Annotated in this window: 15 protein-coding genes; 7 read left to right on the top strand and 8 right to left on the bottom strand. The window is 44.7% G+C overall.

Annotated features, from left to right (window positions below; translation table 11 throughout):
* Positions 1 to 218: 218 nt before the first annotated feature.
* Together ABMY35_RS12280 and ABMY35_RS12275 are read left to right on the top strand one after the other, a co-directional pair.
* The gene (locus ABMY35_RS12280; protein WP_349286452.1) at positions 219 to 1,910 is read left to right on the top strand and encodes a carbon starvation protein A; all 1,692 of its coding nucleotides are present in this window, start codon (positions 219 to 221) and stop codon (positions 1,908 to 1,910) included.
* Positions 1,911 to 1,983: 73 nt separating this feature from the next.
* Positions 1,984 to 3,516, top strand: a complete 1,533-nt coding sequence (locus tag ABMY35_RS12275; RefSeq protein ID WP_349286451.1) for a leucyl aminopeptidase family protein — start codon at positions 1,984 to 1,986, stop codon at positions 3,514 to 3,516.
* Positions 3,517 to 3,570: 54 nt separating this feature from the next.
* On the opposite strand, the gene ABMY35_RS12270 is transcribed toward ABMY35_RS12275, so the two are convergent.
* From ABMY35_RS12270 to ABMY35_RS12235, 8 genes are read right to left on the bottom strand one after another with little or no spacing between them, the layout of a single operon-like run.
* Positions 3,571 to 4,284: a DUF3379 family protein gene (locus tag ABMY35_RS12270; protein ID WP_349286450.1), complete on the bottom strand. Its 714-nt coding sequence runs from the start codon at positions 4,282 to 4,284 to the stop codon at positions 3,571 to 3,573.
* On the bottom strand, positions 4,284 to 4,799 hold the full coding sequence (locus ABMY35_RS12265) for a sigma-70 family RNA polymerase sigma factor (RefSeq protein ID WP_349286449.1): 516 nt from the start codon (positions 4,797 to 4,799) through the stop codon (positions 4,284 to 4,286). The genes ABMY35_RS12270 and ABMY35_RS12265 overlap by 1 nt, the downstream gene beginning before the upstream one ends.
* Before the next feature lie 53 nt (positions 4,800 to 4,852).
* Complete coding sequence (locus ABMY35_RS12260; RefSeq protein ID WP_349286448.1) at positions 4,853 to 6,484, bottom strand: BatD family protein; 1,632 nt, start codon at positions 6,482 to 6,484, stop codon at positions 4,853 to 4,855.
* A complete protein-coding gene (locus ABMY35_RS12255) occupies positions 6,478 to 8,364 on the bottom strand; it encodes a VWA domain-containing protein (RefSeq protein WP_349286473.1) in 1,887 nt (628 codons plus the stop codon). The genes ABMY35_RS12260 and ABMY35_RS12255 overlap by 7 nt, the downstream gene beginning before the upstream one ends.
* Before the next feature lie 2 nt (positions 8,365 to 8,366).
* Positions 8,367 to 9,365 (bottom strand): VWA domain-containing protein, encoded by a 999-nt coding sequence (locus ABMY35_RS12250; protein ID WP_349286447.1) that lies wholly within the window; start codon positions 9,363 to 9,365, stop codon positions 8,367 to 8,369.
* Positions 9,358 to 9,792 carry a DUF4381 domain-containing protein gene (locus ABMY35_RS12245; protein WP_349286446.1) on the bottom strand — a complete coding sequence of 145 codons (435 nt, stop codon included), beginning with the start codon at positions 9,790 to 9,792 and terminating at the stop codon, positions 9,358 to 9,360. Before ABMY35_RS12245 ends, ABMY35_RS12250 begins: the two co-directional genes overlap by 8 nt.
* A gap of 3 nt (positions 9,793 to 9,795) precedes the next feature.
* Complete coding sequence (locus ABMY35_RS12240; RefSeq protein WP_349286472.1) at positions 9,796 to 10,743, bottom strand: DUF58 domain-containing protein; 948 nt, start codon at positions 10,741 to 10,743, stop codon at positions 9,796 to 9,798.
* A 2-nt stretch (positions 10,744 to 10,745) separates the two neighbouring features.
* Positions 10,746 to 11,702: a MoxR family ATPase gene (locus ABMY35_RS12235; RefSeq protein ID WP_130255485.1), complete on the bottom strand. Its 957-nt coding sequence runs from the start codon at positions 11,700 to 11,702 to the stop codon at positions 10,746 to 10,748.
* 303 nt (positions 11,703 to 12,005) lie between these two features.
* On the opposite strand from ABMY35_RS12235, the gene fadI reads away from it, so the two are divergent.
* The 5 genes from fadI to ABMY35_RS12210 all read left to right on the top strand — a co-directional run bounded on the left by fadI (position 12,006) and on the right by ABMY35_RS12210 (position 17,716).
* Entirely contained in the window at positions 12,006 to 13,316 is a 1,311-nt protein-coding gene (gene fadI, locus ABMY35_RS12230; RefSeq protein WP_058030583.1) for an acetyl-CoA C-acyltransferase FadI, read from the top strand.
* The gene (fadJ, locus tag ABMY35_RS12225) at positions 13,316 to 15,553 is read left to right on the top strand and encodes a fatty acid oxidation complex subunit alpha FadJ (RefSeq protein WP_349286445.1); all 2,238 of its coding nucleotides are present in this window, start codon (positions 13,316 to 13,318) and stop codon (positions 15,551 to 15,553) included. The genes fadI and fadJ overlap by 1 nt, the downstream gene beginning before the upstream one ends.
* 192 nt (positions 15,554 to 15,745) lie before the next feature.
* Positions 15,746 to 16,315, top strand: coding sequence for an elongation factor P hydroxylase (locus tag ABMY35_RS12220; RefSeq protein WP_349286444.1), 570 nt, complete (start codon positions 15,746 to 15,748; stop codon positions 16,313 to 16,315).
* On the top strand, positions 16,305 to 17,432 hold the full coding sequence (locus ABMY35_RS12215; RefSeq protein WP_349286443.1) for an ATP-NAD kinase family protein: 1,128 nt from the start codon (positions 16,305 to 16,307) through the stop codon (positions 17,430 to 17,432). The genes ABMY35_RS12220 and ABMY35_RS12215 overlap by 11 nt, the downstream gene beginning before the upstream one ends.
* A gap of 8 nt (positions 17,433 to 17,440) precedes the next feature.
* Positions 17,441 to 17,716, top strand: coding sequence for a YfcL family protein (locus ABMY35_RS12210; protein ID WP_349286442.1), 276 nt, complete (start codon positions 17,441 to 17,443; stop codon positions 17,714 to 17,716).
* The last annotated feature ends 260 nt before the right edge of the window (positions 17,717 to 17,976 follow it).

Here is a 17,976-nt window from a genome sequence, read left to right as displayed (position 1 = left end):
TACCAATCTTCTTAATTAAGTAAGCTATTTCTAGGCAAGAAAAACTGGTCGATAGCACCGCTGAGATACCTACATCCATGTAGGCAAGGCGAAAATTTTGCGATTAAGTTGTTCTAAATAAGAAATTTTTAACTTAGCTAGCGTCAGTTTTAACCCCTAAAAATGATTAAGTATTATTGAAAATTGGTATTCATAATAACTGAGAAAAGGAGTATCTGATGCAGTCTATTCTGATTGTATTATTTGGTATTGCCGGCATGCTATTTGGCTGGTTTGTCTATTCTAAGTTCATCGCCACGAAGATTTTTAAAATGGACGATAACTTTGTTACCCCAGCCCACGAGCTTAACGATGGGGTTGATTATGTGCCAACCAATAAACTGGTACTTTGGGGGCATCACTTTACCTCTGTGGCAGGGGCCGCCCCGATTGTTGGGCCTGCGATTGCAGTATATTGGGGGTGGGTACCAGCCGTACTTTGGGTTGTATTTGGTACGATTTTCTTTGCAGGTGTGCATGACATGGGCGCTCTTTGGGCCAGTACGCGCCATAAAGGCAAATCAATGGGCGCACTATCTGAAAGCGTGATAGGTAAACGTACGCGCGTGTTATTCATGATTGTGGTGTTCTTGTTGCTGCTTATGGTGAATGCGGTATTTGGTGTGGTTATCGCCAATTCATTAGTTGCAAACCCGAGTGCGGTGGTGCCTGCTTGGGCAGCCATTGTTGTTGCACTCATTATCGGTCAATTATTAAAACGTCAGATCCCACTTATTCCACTGTGTGTGATTGGTGTTGCAGTGCTTTACGCAACGATTTTCATGGGTGCAGAAATGCCGGTGTCATTACCAACAGAAATGTTTGGCTTAACCGACAAAGCAAACTGGATAGTCATTTTATTTATCTATGCAGCGGTTGCCTCACTGCTACCTGTTTGGATGCTATTACAGCCACGTGACTTTATTAATGGCATGCAACTATTAGTGGGTTTAGTGTTACTTTATGGCGCCGTATTTGTGGTGATGCCAGACATCACTGCGCCTGCATTCAATACACAAACTGCTATTGATACTCCGAGTATAATTCCGCTGTTGTTTGTCACCATCGCCTGTGGTGCGGTATCAGGCTTCCACGGCATTGTGTCGTCGGGTACGAGTTCTAAACAGCTTGATAAAGAAACAGATGGTCGCTTTGTTGGTTACTTAGGTGCGGTAGGTGAAGGGTGTTTAGCGCTGATCACGTTAGTTGCTGTCAGTGGTGTGATGTTGGCCGTGTCACCAGAAGAATGGCACGAAATATACAGCCACCTAGGGGCGGGAAGTGTCAGCGCCTTTATAACTGGTGGTTCAAATCTTATCAGTGAAGGGTGGGGCTTCTCAGCTGAAATTGCGGCGACCTTATTGGCTGTAATGGTGGTGTTATTTGCCGGCACGACTATGGACTCGGGCGTGCGTTTGCAGCGATATATTATCCAAGAGTGGGGCGATATTTATAACATTGGCTTGCTTAAGAATGGCTTAGTCGCAACCTTTGTTGCGGTAGCATGTTGTTTATTGCTTGCATTTGGTGCTGGTGGCGCATCGGGTACGGGCGGTATGGTGTTATGGCCGCTATTCGGCTCGACCAACCAGATCTTAGCAAGTCTAACTTTACTCGTGTTGTCTGTGTATTTAATCAAACTAGGTAGACCGGCTAAATATACGCTTATTCCTATGGTCTTTGTGATCTTGATGGCTTTCTTCGCGGGCTTAATTAAGCTGGTGGAATACTATGAGAAAGGTAACTGGTTGTTGGTGGTCTTAGATTTAATTGTGTTGGTTGTCAGTGTCTTGGTGATGCTTGAAGCTTGGTCGGTAATAGGCAAACACAAGCAGAATAAAACCAGTGACGAAGGCGAAATTGAGAATTAATCGCAGTTTATAGCTTTACAGCTTTATTTATCTGATAATTGGCCCTAATTGAATAACAATAAGGGCCTTTTTTATGTCTTTTCCTCTCGCGATTGCTTTTAACGGTAATCTTCCAACTGACGCAGATGCTGTCATTGTGATCACCGGCAATGTTGAAGATTTAGGTCAATCAGAACTAAATGACATTGTTGCACCTGCACTGGCAATTGATGCACGCATCAAACAAAAAGCATCATTACTATTTGCAGAGAACTTACCGGGCAAACGTCTTATTGTGGCACCAACGGGGCCATTAACGCGTGATTATGATGACGTACGTCGTATCTTCGAAGCAGCCAAAAGCGCTGTCACCGAAGCAAAAGCGGCTGGTGTTACTCAGCCTGTGTTACAGCTTGCGTCTATTGCTGATGATGTACGTTACACGCAGGCTTTAGAAGTTGCATTTTTAGGCATGTGCCAAGCGTTATGGCAGCCTCTTGAAGCAAGAGAATATCATGGTGAGAGGATTGAGCCGGTTAAGCAGGTATTTTTAGCTGGTGCTAGCGAAGAGCAAGTTAAGCAGTTAAATGCCATTGCGGCAGGCCAGTATGCGGCAAGAGATTTATGTGGTACTGAGCCTGAGCGTATGGCACCACCTAAATTTGCTGATTACTGTGTTGAGCTGCTAAAAGACTCTGTTGTTGATGTTGAAGTGATCGATAACATTGACACAATTGACAAAGACTACCCAATGCTTGCAACCGTTGCGCGTGCGTCTTATGCGGTTGAACGTCATCATCCACGCGTTGTGAAAATGACGTACGAGCCTGAAGGAAGCGTTGAAAGAACCTTACTGTTCGTAGGTAAAGGCTTAGTGTATGACACAGGTGGTGCAGACCTTAAAGTCGGTGGTTTCATGGCAGGTATGAGCCGTGACAAAGGCGGTGCAGCATCGGTGGCTGGCTTCATGAAAGCAGTAGCTGATTACCAGCCTAAAGGCGTTAAAGTAATCGCTTATTTAGCAGTGGTTCGTAACTCAATTGGCTCTGATTGTTTCGTACCAGATGAAATCATCACATGTCGTGAAGGGTTACGCGTTCGCATCGGTAACACAGATGCAGAAGGCCGTCTGGCAATGGGTGATCTACTGAGTGAAGTGAAAGACCTTGCAAAGAATGAAGTAAACCCTGAGCTATTTACGGTGGCAACATTAACCGGTCATGCTGCTCGAGCTGTGGGTCCTTACAGTGCGTTCGTTGAAAATGGCCCAGCTCGCGCAGCTAATGTATCTCGCCAGATTGCTGACTTAGGTGACTTATGGGCAGATGCAGCAGAAGTAAATCGCAGCCGTCGCGAAGATTACGACTTTGTTCAGCCGCGCACGTTAGCCGATGATGTACTTTCAAGTAACAATGCGCCATCAGCGGTTACAGCACGTGGTCACCAATTCCCGATGGCGTTCTTAGCGCTAGTAGGTGGTTTAGACAAGCACGGCCTAGACTCAGATCAACCATTACCTTATGTGCACATGGACATTGCAGGTTCTGGTGTTGAAGGCGGTGATTGGCAGCATGGTAAGCCAACGGCTGCAACAGTTGCGAGTTTATTTGCTAGATACTGTTTATAATTTGATAAAAGTAAAAAGGCGCATCATGCGCCTTTTTTTGTTTTTGTATGAAGCCTATAACCAGCGGAGCGCTTGTTGTACATCCTCTTGATAGTCGTTGATCGGTGAATTTCTGTCAGCCACCAAGATCATGTTGGCTTTATCTTCACTTGAGATCACACCTGCAAAACGCGCATCATTAAAATCACCTAATTGCTTATCTTGAATGTCACCTGAGTGCGGTACAACAAAGACAGTGATAGGACCGTGATCAGATTGAAAGATTAAGTGTAAACTGCGTTGTCCTTTAAAATGACAAAAAGTCGCATAGGTTACTTTGCCAGGTAAAGACTCAAATTTAGCACCTAACATGGCAAGTTTCTCATTAACCGCTTGTAGGCCAACCTCTTTGTCACGCTCTAGCGCTTTTACTTCATAATAAACATGCGCCAAAGCATGTTCACCAGCTTGAAGGTCATTTGAACCGCCTACACTTAAGAAGTATAAGCTGACCGCTAATGTGATTGATGCCGCGGTCGCAAAAGGTTTGTTAAAACGGCCAAACCAGCCTTGCGTCACATTACTTGCAGGCGCCTCTTTGGTTTGCGTCATCAGCTTTTCAGTGAGATCTGGTGGTATGGGTATATCAAGTGCTAGGTTAATTTTGTCGTCTAACATCATTAGCTCATCTAGCAGCTTTTGATGTTCAGGGTTCTGCTGTGCAAACGCAATGACTTCTGGATCGTTGGGATCGGCAAATGCGCGACGACGAAATTCTAATTCATCCATCAGTTTGTGGCCCCCGTCATGGTTTGTGGTTGAGACATCAATGCCTCTTTCAATTGGTTACGTGCGCGATAAAGACGCGTCATTACAGTGTTCTTGTTCAGCTCTAAAATCTCAGCTATTTCATCACCAGAGCACCCCATGACAACTTGTAAAAGTAACGGCTCTCTATATTCAATTGAGAGCTGACTTATTTGTCTTTGGATCACCGTTTGTTCCATCTCTGAATCTAACGTAGTGCTTTGGCTATCAACTATAGTGTCGTTGTCGACATCAGCATAATCGAATTGTTTACGTTCAAATCGTCTCGCATTTTCGCGACGTACTATGGTTAATAACCAAGGTTTGACTGCTTTTTCATCCTGTAAAGAATCTAAAGCTCGCCACGCACGCAAAAACGTCTCTTGTACTAAGTCTTCTGCTACGGTCGGATCTTTGCTAAGCCAGTAGGCAAAGCGATAAAGCTCCGTCTGATACTGCTTAACCAACTCTTCGTAGCGTTGTTGTTTTTTGGTCATACCCAATAGACCTTAGTAAGTAAGTTTTTCTTACACACTTTTTATAAAAATTTTCAGTACAGAGGTTGTAGCGAGCTACGTTTCTGATCTGCTTGGTTTTTCTCAATTTGAGATATGAGCTTAGCAATTTTCTCAAGATTTGCAGAAGCCGTCCCTTCACTATAAAGGGCTGCTTGTAAGTTTACAATTTCTGCTTTTAGCTCAGCGTTATCTAACTCTTTTAGCCACTGGCTAAAAGAGGTTGTAGTGAGCTCAGTAGTAACAAACTCACTTAATAACTGATAAAAGCGCGTTTTATCGTTCGCTTTAGCCGCTTGTGTTAGCAAGCTCAAACTCATTCTTGGTTTAAGTGTGTCATTGGTTTCAGTTTCAATCGCTGGTTTTTTTCGACCGATAAAACCAAGCCAAACAAAAATCAAAGTGAAAATCCAAAGCACATAGCCTGATACCAAAATGCCCCAATCAAGCAAGGTTTTTTCAACGGGAACTTCAACAATCGTTGACTCGATTGCCTGTTGATTTTGCGATGGTGCTGTCATGTTTGGTATAGCCGGAGCCGTTTGATTCGGATCAGCAATAACGGTCAGTGTACGAGCTGGCAAGGTCGCATATTGCACACGGTTAATCACTGTGTTGAACCAAGGCAGTTTTACTTCAGGTAAGGTGTAAGTGCCTGGTGTTTGTGGCACAAGCGCATACGAGCTGACAAGTTGTGAAATCACCCGACCATCACGTGCAAGTTGGTTACGCTCGCTCTCATCAGGGTAACTTCTAAAGCCATCAACTTCTGGCAGGCGAATTTCAGGCAACTGCTCTTTGGTCACGCCTAATGCAGTCAGGGTGATAGTACGCGTGATGGGTGTGCCAACTACCACTTCATCAGAGATAGGCTGAAACTCTTCACTTAAATTGACTAACTCACTGGGTAACCATGCACCATTGTAGGTTTCAGGTACGGGTTGCACATCAATTGTTTCAGCTTTGCCCATCGCCGAGACCGACATACGACGATAATTTTCTCTTACTTGACCATTAAAAATTGGCGGCTCGATAGTATATTCACCACTTTTTTGAGGTTGAAGTAGATACTCTCGGCTAATGACCATATAACGACGGCCATCAACCACTTCATAGTCTTCTTTTTGCTTACCAAGAAGTGTGACTTGGGCGTCTTCCATAGCGGGCGCTGACAGCTGCCCGTCTAATAAGTCTTTACCTAAATAAAGTTTAACCGTGTAAAGGCCTGCTTGTTGAACAAACAACTTGCTTGGCTTTAACTCGGTTTTGATAAAGATGTCTTTTTGTTCATCGGCATCGTTACTGCGTGCAACCACTTTTAGCTTGATTGGGTCACTACTCTTGCCCGCCACTGTGAAAGCTGGGATCGTAATGTCACCCGCTTTACGCGACATGAGCTGCATTTGCCATGTGGTTTCACTACTTGCTTGACCATTGATGATGCGTGTACTTGAGCCAGTATTGATTGGGCCCATCACAAATTGTCTCGCCAAGGCACTGGTATCAGGCTGCTGACCAGATACACGGCCATCGGCTGAAATAGTCAGCGTAAAATATTCACCCACTAAAACAGGGTTTCTGTCGACCGATGCGGTTAACTTGTCAAAAGCGACGCTCGCTGTGCTAAACAGAAAAAATACACAGGCAATATAAAAACGGGTTACCATGATTGTTTAGATCCTCCAAGGCGACGTTGTTGGGCTCTTTTTTGGGCCTCTAAGCGCATTTTGTTTCGTAATAGAATGGCAGGGTCATCAGGTACTTTCCTGAGTAGCTGGTTTAACTGCTGCGCTTTTTCTTTTTCTTCAGGGGTCATTGGTTTAGCTTGAGCCGATTGCATCATTTGCTGCTGACCTTGTTGTTCATTATTTTCAGTGGCTTGTTGCGGCTGAGGTTGGGCTTGTTGCTCAGATTGCTCACCGTCTTTTTGCTCGGTTTGATCTTGCTGCTGTTGTGCGTCGGCTTGCATATCAGGCTTGTTTTGCTGATCAGAGTTTTGCTGGCCCGAGTTTTGTTGTTCGGCATCTTGCTCTGATTGTTCGCCTTGTTGCTGGTCAGATTGCTCGCCAGATTCACCTTGCTGCTGGTCTTGTTGACCTTGCTCAGACTTGTTTGATTGACCTTGTTGATCTGATTGATCGCCTGATTGCTGCTCTTGATCACTCTCTCCATCTTGAGATTGATTTTGTTGTTGCTGCTCTTGTTGTTGCTTCATTTGCTCTAGCAGGTCTTTGTTTTCTTTAGCTTGGTCAAAATCAGGATTCTGCTTTAGCGCTTGCTCATAAGCGGCAATGGCTTCATCCAGTTTGCCAAGTTGGGCAAGGGCATTACCATAATTGTACTGACCAATGGCCGAAGGGCTGTTCTTTAATACGGCGGCGGCTTGCTCATACTTGCCTTGTTTATAAAGTGCAGCGCCTTTTAAATCATGGTTATCAGCGACAGCCGCTTTTTCAAACTCTTTAGATTGATATGCTGATAAGGCATTTTGGTCGGTATTTTTAAACCATGACTGCCAATCTGCTGCATAAACAGGTTGAGAAAGAGGCAGCATAAAGAACATTGCACATAATACCAAGGCTGATTTACGCAGGAGTAATAATGCCAATGGGATCAATAAAATTAAGCCATATTTACCTGCATCAATGCGCCAAAGTATTTTGTTTTCTTCATCGTTTTGATCTGCTTCGTTGGAGCTCGCCGTTGGCGCAAATACCTGAATATCTTCAGCGCCGGGTGTGTATGCTGAAAATTGACCACCACTGATGGCAGCAAGGTTTCTAAGGGGCGCCACATTCAACCTCGGAATGACTATTTCACCGCTGCGACCTTTCATAAATCCGCCTTCAGGTAAGGCAATCGGCGCACCTTGCGCGGTGCCGATGGCATAGATGCTTAATGTAAACTTACTGCTTTGCATAGCTTCTCGAACTTCATCGACATCACTCTGTTCAAGCCCATCAGTAATTAAAATAATCTCGCCTTGTATGTACCCTGCTTGAGACAAGAGTTGCATAGCTTGGTCGATACCTGCATACACATTTGAGCCTTTGCTAGGCATGATCTCTGGGCTAAGACTTGGAATTAAATTACTTAATGTACTGGCGTCAGAAGTAAGTGGAGACACGGTAAACGCATCACCCGCGTAGGCGACTAAAGCAGTTTCGCCTTCTTTAAATAGCTCGACCATATCGAGTGCTTTAAAACGCGCTTGGGTGAGTCGGTCTGGTTTAATGTCAGTGGAGAACATCGAATACGACATGTCCATCACAACCACACGCGCTTGTTTTGACTTAAATACCGGCACCTCTTGTTTTTCAAAGCTGGGGCCTGCAATAAAAATAATGCATAGCAAAGTAAATAGCGCCAGCAGCCATGGGTTTGCTTGTTTGCTTGCTTTACCTTCGCTTAGCATCGCATGGGCTAGGTGCGGCGCAATTAATCCTGATTTATTACTACGGCTTTTATTTAGCACTTGTACCGTAGTTAAAATGGCCCAAGGAATAATCAAAAGTAGCAGTAGGGGTCTTAAAAATTCAAATTCCATCATTAAGCCTCCTTACTAGAACGTGAAAACAGTCGGGCAAGATTAACGTACAGTTGATTAAGCATCAGTAATGCCAGCGCCGCTGCTAGAGGCCAAAAGAACAAGGCGATTTGCGGTCTGAAAGTTTCGTTTTCGTCGCTGATAGGCTCTAGTTTATCTAGCTCTTGATAGATTTGTTGAAGGCCAGCGACATCTTTTGCTCTGAAGTACAAGCCACCAGTCTCGGTGGCAATCTTATTTAACATGGTCTCATCAATGCTGCTACCGCCGATCCCGCCCATGCCAAATAGGCTAAAGCCGCCACGGCCATCTGAGCCAACGCCAACGGTGTAAACCTTAATGCCTTCTTCACGCGCCAAAATAAGCGCTTCATCGGGCTCAAGGTTACCCGCGGTATTTCGACCATCGGTCAGCAATATGAGAATACGGCTACTGTCTTGCTTTTGGCTAAAACGTTTTACGGCTAGACCCAAAGCATCACCAATTGCAGTGGCACGGCCCACTAGGCCTATTTGTGATTCGCTGAGCATTTGACTCACCGTATCTAAGTCACGGGTGAGGGGCGTTTGTAAAAAGGCGGTATCGGCGAATAAAATAAGACCCAGGCGATCGCCCTGACGCTGCTCGATAAAGTCACCTAAAACCGCTTTCACCACTGATAGCCTATCAACATAACGACCTTGGTACTCCATATCTTGCTCTGTCATCGAACCCGATAAATCCACGGCCAGCATGATATCGCGACCTTCATTAGGTAAAGTAACTGGGTCGTCTAAGTATTGTGGGTTAGCCGCAGCAATGACCAAACATAACCAAACTAGGGCTTCGAACCAGTTGGTTTTTTGCTTTGACTCTTTGAGGCTAGGCGCCAGTTTAGAAAACTGGGCAAACACAGGCATACGCAACCTTTGTTTGGCTTGCTCTGTACTGACGGTAAAACGCCTTAAAATCCAAGGCAGGGGTAACAGTAAAAACGCCCAAGGCCAGCTAAATTCAAACATCAATGGCCTCCTTGAGTTTTAGATTTTTGATGGCGTTAAAGAGTTGCTTGGCTAATTCAGGGTTGTTGTTTGGGCCATATAAGCTGTGTAAAGCCTGCTCAGAAATATCTTCACCACTGAGTTTATTTAAAATGCTTTGCCATTTTTTAGTAGGCAATGAAGTCAAAGGCGAACCGTAATAATGTTTTACGAGGCGTTTTAAGATTATATGCAGTTGCTGCGCATCATCACTTTGTTGCTTAGCCAGCTCGATGGCGGCTTTTTTGGCTTTTAAAAATTGCTGGCGCTTATAAAGCCACATGCCAAGTGTGATAAGCAAAATAAGTGAAGTGATTATCACTGCCCAAGTTGGCAGCGACAATGGCCACCAAGCCACCTGCTCTGGCGGTAAAACATCATGAAGTGCGTCGAGTGGTGAAGCTTGCATCGGTTAAAGTCTCACTACTTGCTGTTCAATAGGATGGGCTGCCGAAAAGTTCAACATGCTCATGCCCGTGCGTTGTAATCGTTGAAAGCGTTGGTTAAACACTTGCGCAGTTTGCTCGGCAAACTTGTCTCTAAATTGTTTATTCATCAGTGGCAGCGTCCAAGATTGGCCTTCGGCATCGACCTTGATGGCATCTTGGTAGGCAGGCAACTGATGTTCGAACGGATCACTTATCTGACAACCAATCAGTTCACAGTGGCGCGCCAGACGTTCAAGCTGTTTGAAATCGGCCTCTTGCAGGTGATTAAAGTCAGAGATGAGATAAATTAAACTACCCGGTTTGGCTAAGTGCGTTAGGCGTTTTAAGTTATCGGAAAACCGATTCTCAGCGTTTTGTTCACGATTAGAAAAGGCTTGTTTGTGAATGTCGACCAATTGATGACTTAATGACAGCACGCCTTTATCGCGCGCTGTGGGTTTTAATTCATGATGGGCGTATTCACTAAATACAATACCGCCTAAACGGTCACCACGTTGACATGCTGACCAAGCCACAAGCGCACTTAAATGTGCGGCTTGCACAGATTTCAGTAACAGCTGCGAGCCAAACAACATACTGTTTGATAAATCGGTAAACACAAACACTGGTCGCTCTTTTTCTTCTTGATAGAGCTTAGTGTGAGTGATGCCTGTACGGGCTGTGACACGCCAGTCGATGGCACGAATGTCGTCACCATATTGATATTGGCGAACTTCAGCAAACTCCATCCCGCGGCCTTTATGTGGCGCAAGGTATTGGCCTGCTTGGCTGCTTTGAATGCGCTTTTTAGGTTTTAACGACAAAAGATGTGCTTTTGATTTGTAGTAAAGCAATTCTTTTAAGTCGAGCTCGGCGCCATTACTGTGGCACTGAGTTAACCACTGTGCGGTATCGAATACGGCTTGTTGCATCATTATGGCACTGGGACTAGTTCAAGAATACGGCTGATCACTTGATCTTTACTGATACCATCAGCCTGCGCTTCGTAACTTAAAATAATGCGGTGACGCAATACATTATGCAGTACTGCTTGAATATCATCTGGCGTCACAAAATCACGTTCATGTAACCATGCGTGTGCGCGGGCACATTTATCAAGGGCGATAGTGGCACGCGGGCTGGCGCCAAACTCAATCCAACGACCCAGTTGCTCATCAAGTTTTGCAGCTTCACGAGTTGCTATGATCAGTTGAACAAGATACTGCTCTAGCGGCTCAGCAAGATGCATCGATAACACTTTCTTACGTGCTTCAAATAAGGTGTTTTGACTAATGGCGGTGAAATCAGCTTGATGCTCTTCTAGGGCTTCGCCTCGGGTTAAACGAAGGATGGCAAGTTCGTTTTCAGCGCCCGGGTAGTCGATGTTTAAATGCAATAAGAAGCGGTCTAATTGTGCTTCCGGCAGTGGATATGTCCCTTCTTGTTCCAGCGGGTTTTGCGTTGCCATAACCATGAACAGATCTGACAGCGGATAAGTGTTCTTACCAACCGTCACTTGTCGTTCAGCCATAGCTTCTAACAGCGCTGATTGCACTTTGGCTGGTGCACGGTTAATTTCGTCGGCCAAGATCAGGTTGTGAAACAGTGGACCACTTTCGAAAACGAATTCGTTGGTTTGCTGACGATAAATATCAGTACCAGTGACATCCGCTGGTAATAAGTCTGGGGTAAATTGCACACGTTGGAAGGTGCCTTCTATACCTTTAGCGAGGGCGTTAACAGCACGGGTTTTTGCAAGTCCCGGCGGGCCTTCAACCAATAGGTGGCCGTCTGCAAGCATCGCAATAAGTAGCGCTTGGGTCAGTTCTGGTTGACCAATAATCTGCGTATCTAAATATTTTTTCAGAGCTGAGAATTCATTTACTGCCATGGTTTGTCCTTTGCTGACAAAATTTTTTGCTTAATTTATAAGGATTCTATCGTTACTTCTCAAGTGTTTGCTATCAATAAACACGAAATTTAAAGGAAGATTACGATATTGATTAGACTGCACTACATCAAATAGTTCCCTTGTTTTGTAAAGATATTTTGCGTCTGGTTAAAAAAACATCTAGGGTTGAGTTTGGTGCTCAATTTATAGCCGAATTAAAATTTTTATTGGCATATTTTTGTTGGTTGTTTAGAATCGATGTAAATTCAACAGGTCAGACCTGTCAGCGGGAGAGCAAATTCAATGTCTGAACAAAACATACTAAAAACAAGAAAAGGCGATAGAATCGCGATTGTCAGCGGTCTTCGTACCCCATTTGCCAAGCAGGCAACAGCATTCCACCATGTTCCAGCGCTAGACTTAGGCAAACTTGTCGTTAATGAGATGCTTGAGCGTCTTAACTTTGATAAAAATGAAATTGACCAACTGGTATTTGGTCAAGTAGTACAAATGCCTGAAGCGCCAAACATCGCGCGTGAAATCGTATTAGGTACAGGCATGCCAGTATCGGTAGATGCCTATTCAGTATCTAGAGCGTGTGCGACCAGCTTCCAAGCCATTGCCAACGTCGCTGAGTCTATTGTGGCGGGTAACGCCCATGTTGGTATTGCAGGTGGTGCAGACTCATCTTCAGTATTACCAATTGGTGTAAGCAAAAAGCTAGCTGGCAGCTTAGTTGATTTAAACAAAGCGCGTACATTAGGCCAGCGCCTTAAAATTTTCAGCAAACTTCGCCTTAAAGATTTATTACCTGTACCGCCAGCGGTGGCTGAGTATTCAACTGGTTTATCAATGGGCCAAACGGCTGAGCAGATGGCTAAAACGCATGGTATTAGCCGCGCGGATCAAGACGCATTGGCACACCGTTCACACTCATTAGCGAGTAAAGCATGGAATGATGGCCTACTTGCAGATGAAGTGATGGCGGCACATGTACCACCTTATAAGTCTTTCATCGAACAAGATAACAACATTCGTCATAACTCAACCATCGAAGGTTATGCAAAGCCTCGTCCTGTGTTTGATAGACAACACGGCTCTGTAACTGCCGCAAACGCAACACCGTTAACAGATGGCGCAGCAGCAGTACTGATGATGAGTGAAAGCAAAGCCAAGGCGCTTGGTTATGAGATCCTTGGTTATGTACGTAGTTTTGGTTTCTCGGCAATTGGCGTACACGAAGATATGCTAATGGGTCCAGCGCACTCAACGCCTATCGCGTTAGACAGAGCGGGGATCAGCTTACAAGATTTAGATTTAATTGAAATGCACGAAGCATTTGCTGCGCAAGCACTTGCGAACATGAAAATGTTTGGCAGTGATAAGTTTGCGCAAGAAAAACTGGGTCGCTCGAAAGCGATCGGTGAAATTGATATGGATAAGTTTAACGTTAACGGTGGTTCACTGGCTTATGGTCACCCATTTGCTGCGACTGGCGCACGTCTTATCACACAGAGCTTAAATGAATTAAAACGCCGTGGTGGCGGGTTAGCACTGACAACTGCATGTGCTGCAGGTGGTCTAGGTGCGGCCTTCGTATTGGAGAGTGCATAATGTCAGTATTTAGTTATGAGCTAACGGATAGCAAGGTTGCAGTAGTAACCATTGATGTTGCCGACGAAAAAATGAATACCTTGCGCGCAAGTTTTGCTGATGATCTATCGGCAATCTTAAAGCAAGGCCGTGATGACAATATTACAGGTATGGTGTTCATCAGTGGTAAAAAAGATAACTTTATCGCAGGTGCTGATATCAAGATGCTAGATAGTGCAAAAACGCGTAACGATGCGTTAGAGCTATCTGAAATGTGTCAGCAAGCTTTCTTCACTATGGCAAATCAAGCATACCCGACGGTTGCTGCAATCCATGGTGCAGCATTAGGCGGCGGCCTAGAGTTTGCCCTTGCCTGTGATTACCGTGTATGTACAGACAGCGACATCACAAAACTAGGTTTACCAGAAGTACAGCTAGGTTTATTACCAGGTGGTGGCGGCACACAACGTTTACCAAAACTAGTGGGTATTCAAAAGTCGCTAGAGTGGATGCTTACAGGTAAGCAAGTACGTGCTAAGCAAGCTAAAAAAGCAGGCCTTGTGAATGATTGTGTACCACAAAGCATTTTGCTTGACGTGGCAACCAAGTTTGCTACAAAAGGCAAAGCAAAACCATCTCAGCCTAAGTTAGATAAGTTAAGCTGGGCGCTTGAGTCAAACCCATTTGGTCGTAACATCATCTTCAAAAAAGCAGAAGAAGGTGTGTTAAAGAAAACGGGCGGCCATTACCCTGCACCAATTAACATCATTAAAGCCGTGCGTGCCTCTGTTGAGCTTGATCCAATGAAAGCTTACAAAACAGAAGCAGAAGGGTTTGCTGACCTAGTAATGACTGAAGTGTCAAAGTCACTACGTGGTATTTTCTTCGCGACCACTGAAATGAAAAAAGACTACCAAGACGATGTCGCAAAAGTGCAGCGTACAGCGGTACTTGGTGGTGGTTTAATGGGTGCAGGTATTGCCCATGTAAGTGCGGTTAAAGCTAAAGCCTTAGTGCGCGTAAAAGATGTGGCGCAGCAAGGTGTGAGCAATGCACTTAACTATAGCTATAAGATATTATCTAAGCGTCAGAAGCGTCGCATTATGTCTCATGCCGACGTACAGCAAACCATGAACCGCATTACGGGCTCGACTGATTACTCAGGTTTTAAGCACGTTGATATGGTGATTGAAGCGGTGTTTGAAGACTTAAACCTTAAGCAAAGTATGGTGGCTGAAATTGAACAAAACTGTTCAGCAGAAACTATTTTTGCAAGTAACACGTCGTCACTGCCGATTGCGCAAATTGCTGAAAAAGCAGAGCGCCCAGAGAACATCATTGGCTTACATTACTTCTCTCCGGTAGAAAAAATGCCATTGGTTGAGATCATTCCTCATGAAGGCACTTCTGAGCAAACTATTGCGCGTACGGTACAATTTGCCCGTAAGCAAGGCAAAACGCCTATCGTGGTAAAAGACAAAGCAGGCTTCTACGTAAACCGTATTTTAGCGCCTTACGTTAACGAAGCGGCAAATCTATTGCTAGCAGGTGAGCCAATTGAGAAGATTGATGCCGCACTGGTTGAATTTGGTTTCCCAGTTGGTCCTTTGGCATTACTTGATGAAGTAGGTATCGACATCGGCTCTAAGATCGCACCAATTCTTGAAAAAGAGCTGGGCGATCGCTTCAAAGCCCCCGATGCGTTTAACCGTTTAATCGATAGCAAACGTTTAGGTCGTAAGACAGGTCGTGGTTTCTACAAGTACGACAAAAAAGGCAAGAAAGTCGATGAGTCTGTATACGAGTTACTTGGTGTAACACCAAGCCCACGCTTGAATAAGAAAGAAATCGCAGATCGCTGTGTGTCTTTAATGCTAAATGAAGCAGCACGCTGTTTAGATGAAGGCATTATTGCGAACGAGCGCGATGGTGATATCGGCGCAATCTTTGGTATTGGTTTCCCACCATTCTTAGGCGGTCCTTTCACTTACATGAACAAGATGGGGATTGAAAACCTGCGTTCACAGTTAGCAACGTTCGCGAACGACAATCCTGTTTTCACGCCTGCTGAGTGCTTAATGCCAGCAGAGACTGCTAAGCCTGAACTAGAAGTGGTTGCTGAAGCAGAAGACGTTATCGAACCGCCAACTGAAGAAGTTAAGACTGAAGAAGAAAAAGTTGAAGCGGAGGCAGAGGCTGTAAAAGCGGATGAATCTAGCGCTGATGACAACTTAAAGGCGACAGAAAAGCCAGCTTAATAACAAGATAACTAAGTTATACAAACAGTTATTTCCCTACATTGTTTTGAATCTAAAGGCGTCGTCAGACGCCTTTTTTCATATCAACATAAATGGATTAGGCTCATTTTTACTTTCACGGTAAAAAACCTTACAATGCGGCGCAATTATCGACACTATCATTTAGGATCTCTAGCCCCTTTGATACACCCAATGACAAACCCAATATCGCATCACATTTCAGAACTGACGCAAATTTTTGATGGCCTATTCTCTGAAGCGTACAACACGCGCTTGATAAAAGGTGAGCATGAGCCGATTTACCTCCCTGAAAATGCCGACGTCCCATACAACCAAGTGGTTTTTGCCCATGGCTTTTATGCCAGTGCGCTGCACGAAATCGCTCATTGGTTAGTGGCAGGAGAGCGTCGTCGCGAGCTTGAAGATTACGGGTATTGGTATTGTCCTGATGGTCGAAGTGCAGAGCAACAACATGAGTTTGAAAAAGTAGAAATCAAACCGCAGGCGATTGAATGGGCGTTAAGCGCAGCAGCCGGGTTTGATTTTAATGTGTCGGTCGACAATTTAAGTGGTGAGCAAACCTGTCGTTTTAGCTTTCAAAAGCGCGTACAGGCGCAAGTGTTCGAGCTATTAGAAAAGGGCTTTAACATTCGCACCGAAGAGTTATTAAAAGCACTGAGTGACTTTTATAAAACCCCATGGCCGTTAACTGCAGCGCAGTTTGATTGGCAGTGCCCAGAGGAGTTTTTGGATGCAGTTTAAACTAGGATTGATCATTAACCCAGTTGCCGGATTGGGTGGCAGTGTAGCGCTAAAAGGCAGTGATGGCAGTGATACCGCAGCCAAGGCGATGGCATTAGGTGCTGAGCCCAAAGCCAATGCTCGTACCGCATTAGCCCTTGAACAACTAAAAGAAAACCAAGCAAACATCCATGTTTATACCGTCAATGGTGAAATGGGCGAGCGACTGGCTAAAGAAATGGGCTTTGAGACGTATGTGGCTTATCAAAGTGCCACTCCGACAACCCCTGAAGACACTGAAGCAGCTGCAAAAGCGCTGTTAGCCGAAGGTGTTGATATGATCCTATTCGCAGGGGGCGATGGCACTGCGCGTAATATTTGTGCTGCCGTTGATGATTCAATTCCTGTTTTAGGTGTACCGGCAGGGTGCAAAATTCACTCTGGCGTATATGCAATCACACCAAAAGCTGCGGGCCGTGTCGTTGATATGCTTGTCAAAGGCGAGCTTGTCACTTTGGGTGAAGCCGACGTGATGGACATTGACGAAGAGGCATTTCGTCAAGGTACAGTAAAAGCGAAACGCTACGGTGAAATGCAAGTACCTAGCGAGTTGCGCTATGTGCAAAGCGTTAAAAATGGCGGTAAAGAGAGCGATGAATTGGTGCTTGCCGATATTGCAGCTTTCGTGATCAGCGAGATGGAAGATGACGAGCAATATATCATGGGCTCAGGCTCAACAGTTGCAGCGGTTATGGAAGAGCTTGGCCTTGAGAACACCTTATTAGGCGTAGACCTTATCTGTGATCATGAGCTTATTGGTCAAGACATGATCGCCGCAGATTTATTGACTGCCGCAGAAAAAATGCCAACCAAATTAGTGATCACTTTGATAGGTGGGCAAGGCCACATCTTTGGCCGTGGTAATCAGCAATTAAGCCCAGCGCTTATTCGCAAAATTGGCAAAGAGAATATCATGGTTATTGCGACAAAAACCAAGCTGCAAGCGCTAAATGGCAGACCGCTTATCGCCGATACAGGTGATGAAGCATTAGATCAAGAATTAAGTGGTTACATTAAAGTGATCACAGGCTATAACGACCATGTGATGTATGCCGTTGGCCATGAAGAATTAAACTAGGAGATAAGATGTTATTTCAACAATACGTAGAGTCAGCGCAGCAGTTTTTTGATGATTTAGTAGATAGAGCCAATGACGATGAACTATTCGCTGGTGGCTACCTGCGTGGTCACTTTGACTTGGCTGTCGGTTACGCACAGGTTGAGGGTGAAGATTTAACACCTGAAGAGCTAAACGAGCAAATCGAAAAAAGTTTGGTCAAAGCGTATCGCAATGGCGAACTCACAGAAGATGACAAAACTCACGTTGTTAATATCTGGGAGCAAGTTAAAGAGTTGGCTTAGCGGCTACTCCATTTAACTAATCGCTAGACAGTCATGGTGGAATGCAACCTAGTTGTCTAGATATTTGAAGGCTTGAATAAAAAGAGTACATTCAGCTTGATTATTCAAGCCACTGCATTATTTCTACTCATGTTGTGGTGCAACAGTTACTAAAGTAAAACACTAAACAATTGTAAATTGAGCCTTAGTTATCCCCTCTTAAATAAATGAATCAACGTTTCGAACTATCTAGACTGTTGTCATAATATGTCATTTGAAAC

It is taken from the genome of Pseudoalteromonas sp. BZB3, assembly GCF_040104455.1.
Lineage (GTDB): Bacteria > Pseudomonadota > Gammaproteobacteria > Enterobacterales > Alteromonadaceae > Pseudoalteromonas.
This window is presented reverse-complemented; position numbering and strand designations above follow the sequence as displayed.

Excerpts from the sequence above, each read along its gene's own strand:
- fadJ (WP_349286445.1), top strand. The coding sequence starts at position 13,316 with ATGTCAGTATTTAGTTATGAGCTAACGGATAGCAAGGTTGCAGTAGTA.
- ABMY35_RS12210 (WP_349286442.1), top strand. The coding sequence starts at position 17,441 with ATGTTATTTCAACAATACGTAGAGTCAGCGCAGCAGTTTTTTGATGAT.
- ABMY35_RS12215 (WP_349286443.1), top strand. The coding sequence starts at position 16,305 with ATGCAGTTTAAACTAGGATTGATCATTAACCCAGTTGCCGGATTGGGT.
- fadI (WP_058030583.1), top strand. The coding sequence starts at position 12,006 with ATGTCTGAACAAAACATACTAAAAACAAGAAAAGGCGATAGAATCGCG.
- ABMY35_RS12220 (WP_349286444.1), top strand. The coding sequence starts at position 15,746 with ATGACAAACCCAATATCGCATCACATTTCAGAACTGACGCAAATTTTT.
- ABMY35_RS12250 (WP_349286447.1), bottom strand. The coding sequence starts at position 9,365 with ATGTTTGAATTTAGCTGGCCTTGGGCGTTTTTACTGTTACCCCTGCCT.
- ABMY35_RS12240 (WP_349286472.1), bottom strand. The coding sequence starts at position 10,743 with ATGCAACAAGCCGTATTCGATACCGCACAGTGGTTAACTCAGTGCCAC.
- ABMY35_RS12270 (WP_349286450.1), bottom strand. The coding sequence starts at position 4,284 with ATGGATGAATTAGAATTTCGTCGTCGCGCATTTGCCGATCCCAACGAT.
- ABMY35_RS12280 (WP_349286452.1), top strand. The coding sequence starts at position 219 with ATGCAGTCTATTCTGATTGTATTATTTGGTATTGCCGGCATGCTATTT.
- ABMY35_RS12235 (WP_130255485.1), bottom strand. The coding sequence starts at position 11,702 with ATGGCAGTAAATGAATTCTCAGCTCTGAAAAAATATTTAGATACGCAG.
- ABMY35_RS12265 (WP_349286449.1), bottom strand. The coding sequence starts at position 4,799 with ATGACCAAAAAACAACAACGCTACGAAGAGTTGGTTAAGCAGTATCAG.
- ABMY35_RS12275 (WP_349286451.1), top strand. The coding sequence starts at position 1,984 with ATGTCTTTTCCTCTCGCGATTGCTTTTAACGGTAATCTTCCAACTGAC.
- ABMY35_RS12260 (WP_349286448.1), bottom strand. The coding sequence starts at position 6,484 with ATGGTAACCCGTTTTTATATTGCCTGTGTATTTTTTCTGTTTAGCACA.
- ABMY35_RS12255 (WP_349286473.1), bottom strand. The coding sequence starts at position 8,364 with ATGGAATTTGAATTTTTAAGACCCCTACTGCTACTTTTGATTATTCCT.
- ABMY35_RS12245 (WP_349286446.1), bottom strand. The coding sequence starts at position 9,792 with ATGCAAGCTTCACCACTCGACGCACTTCATGATGTTTTACCGCCAGAG.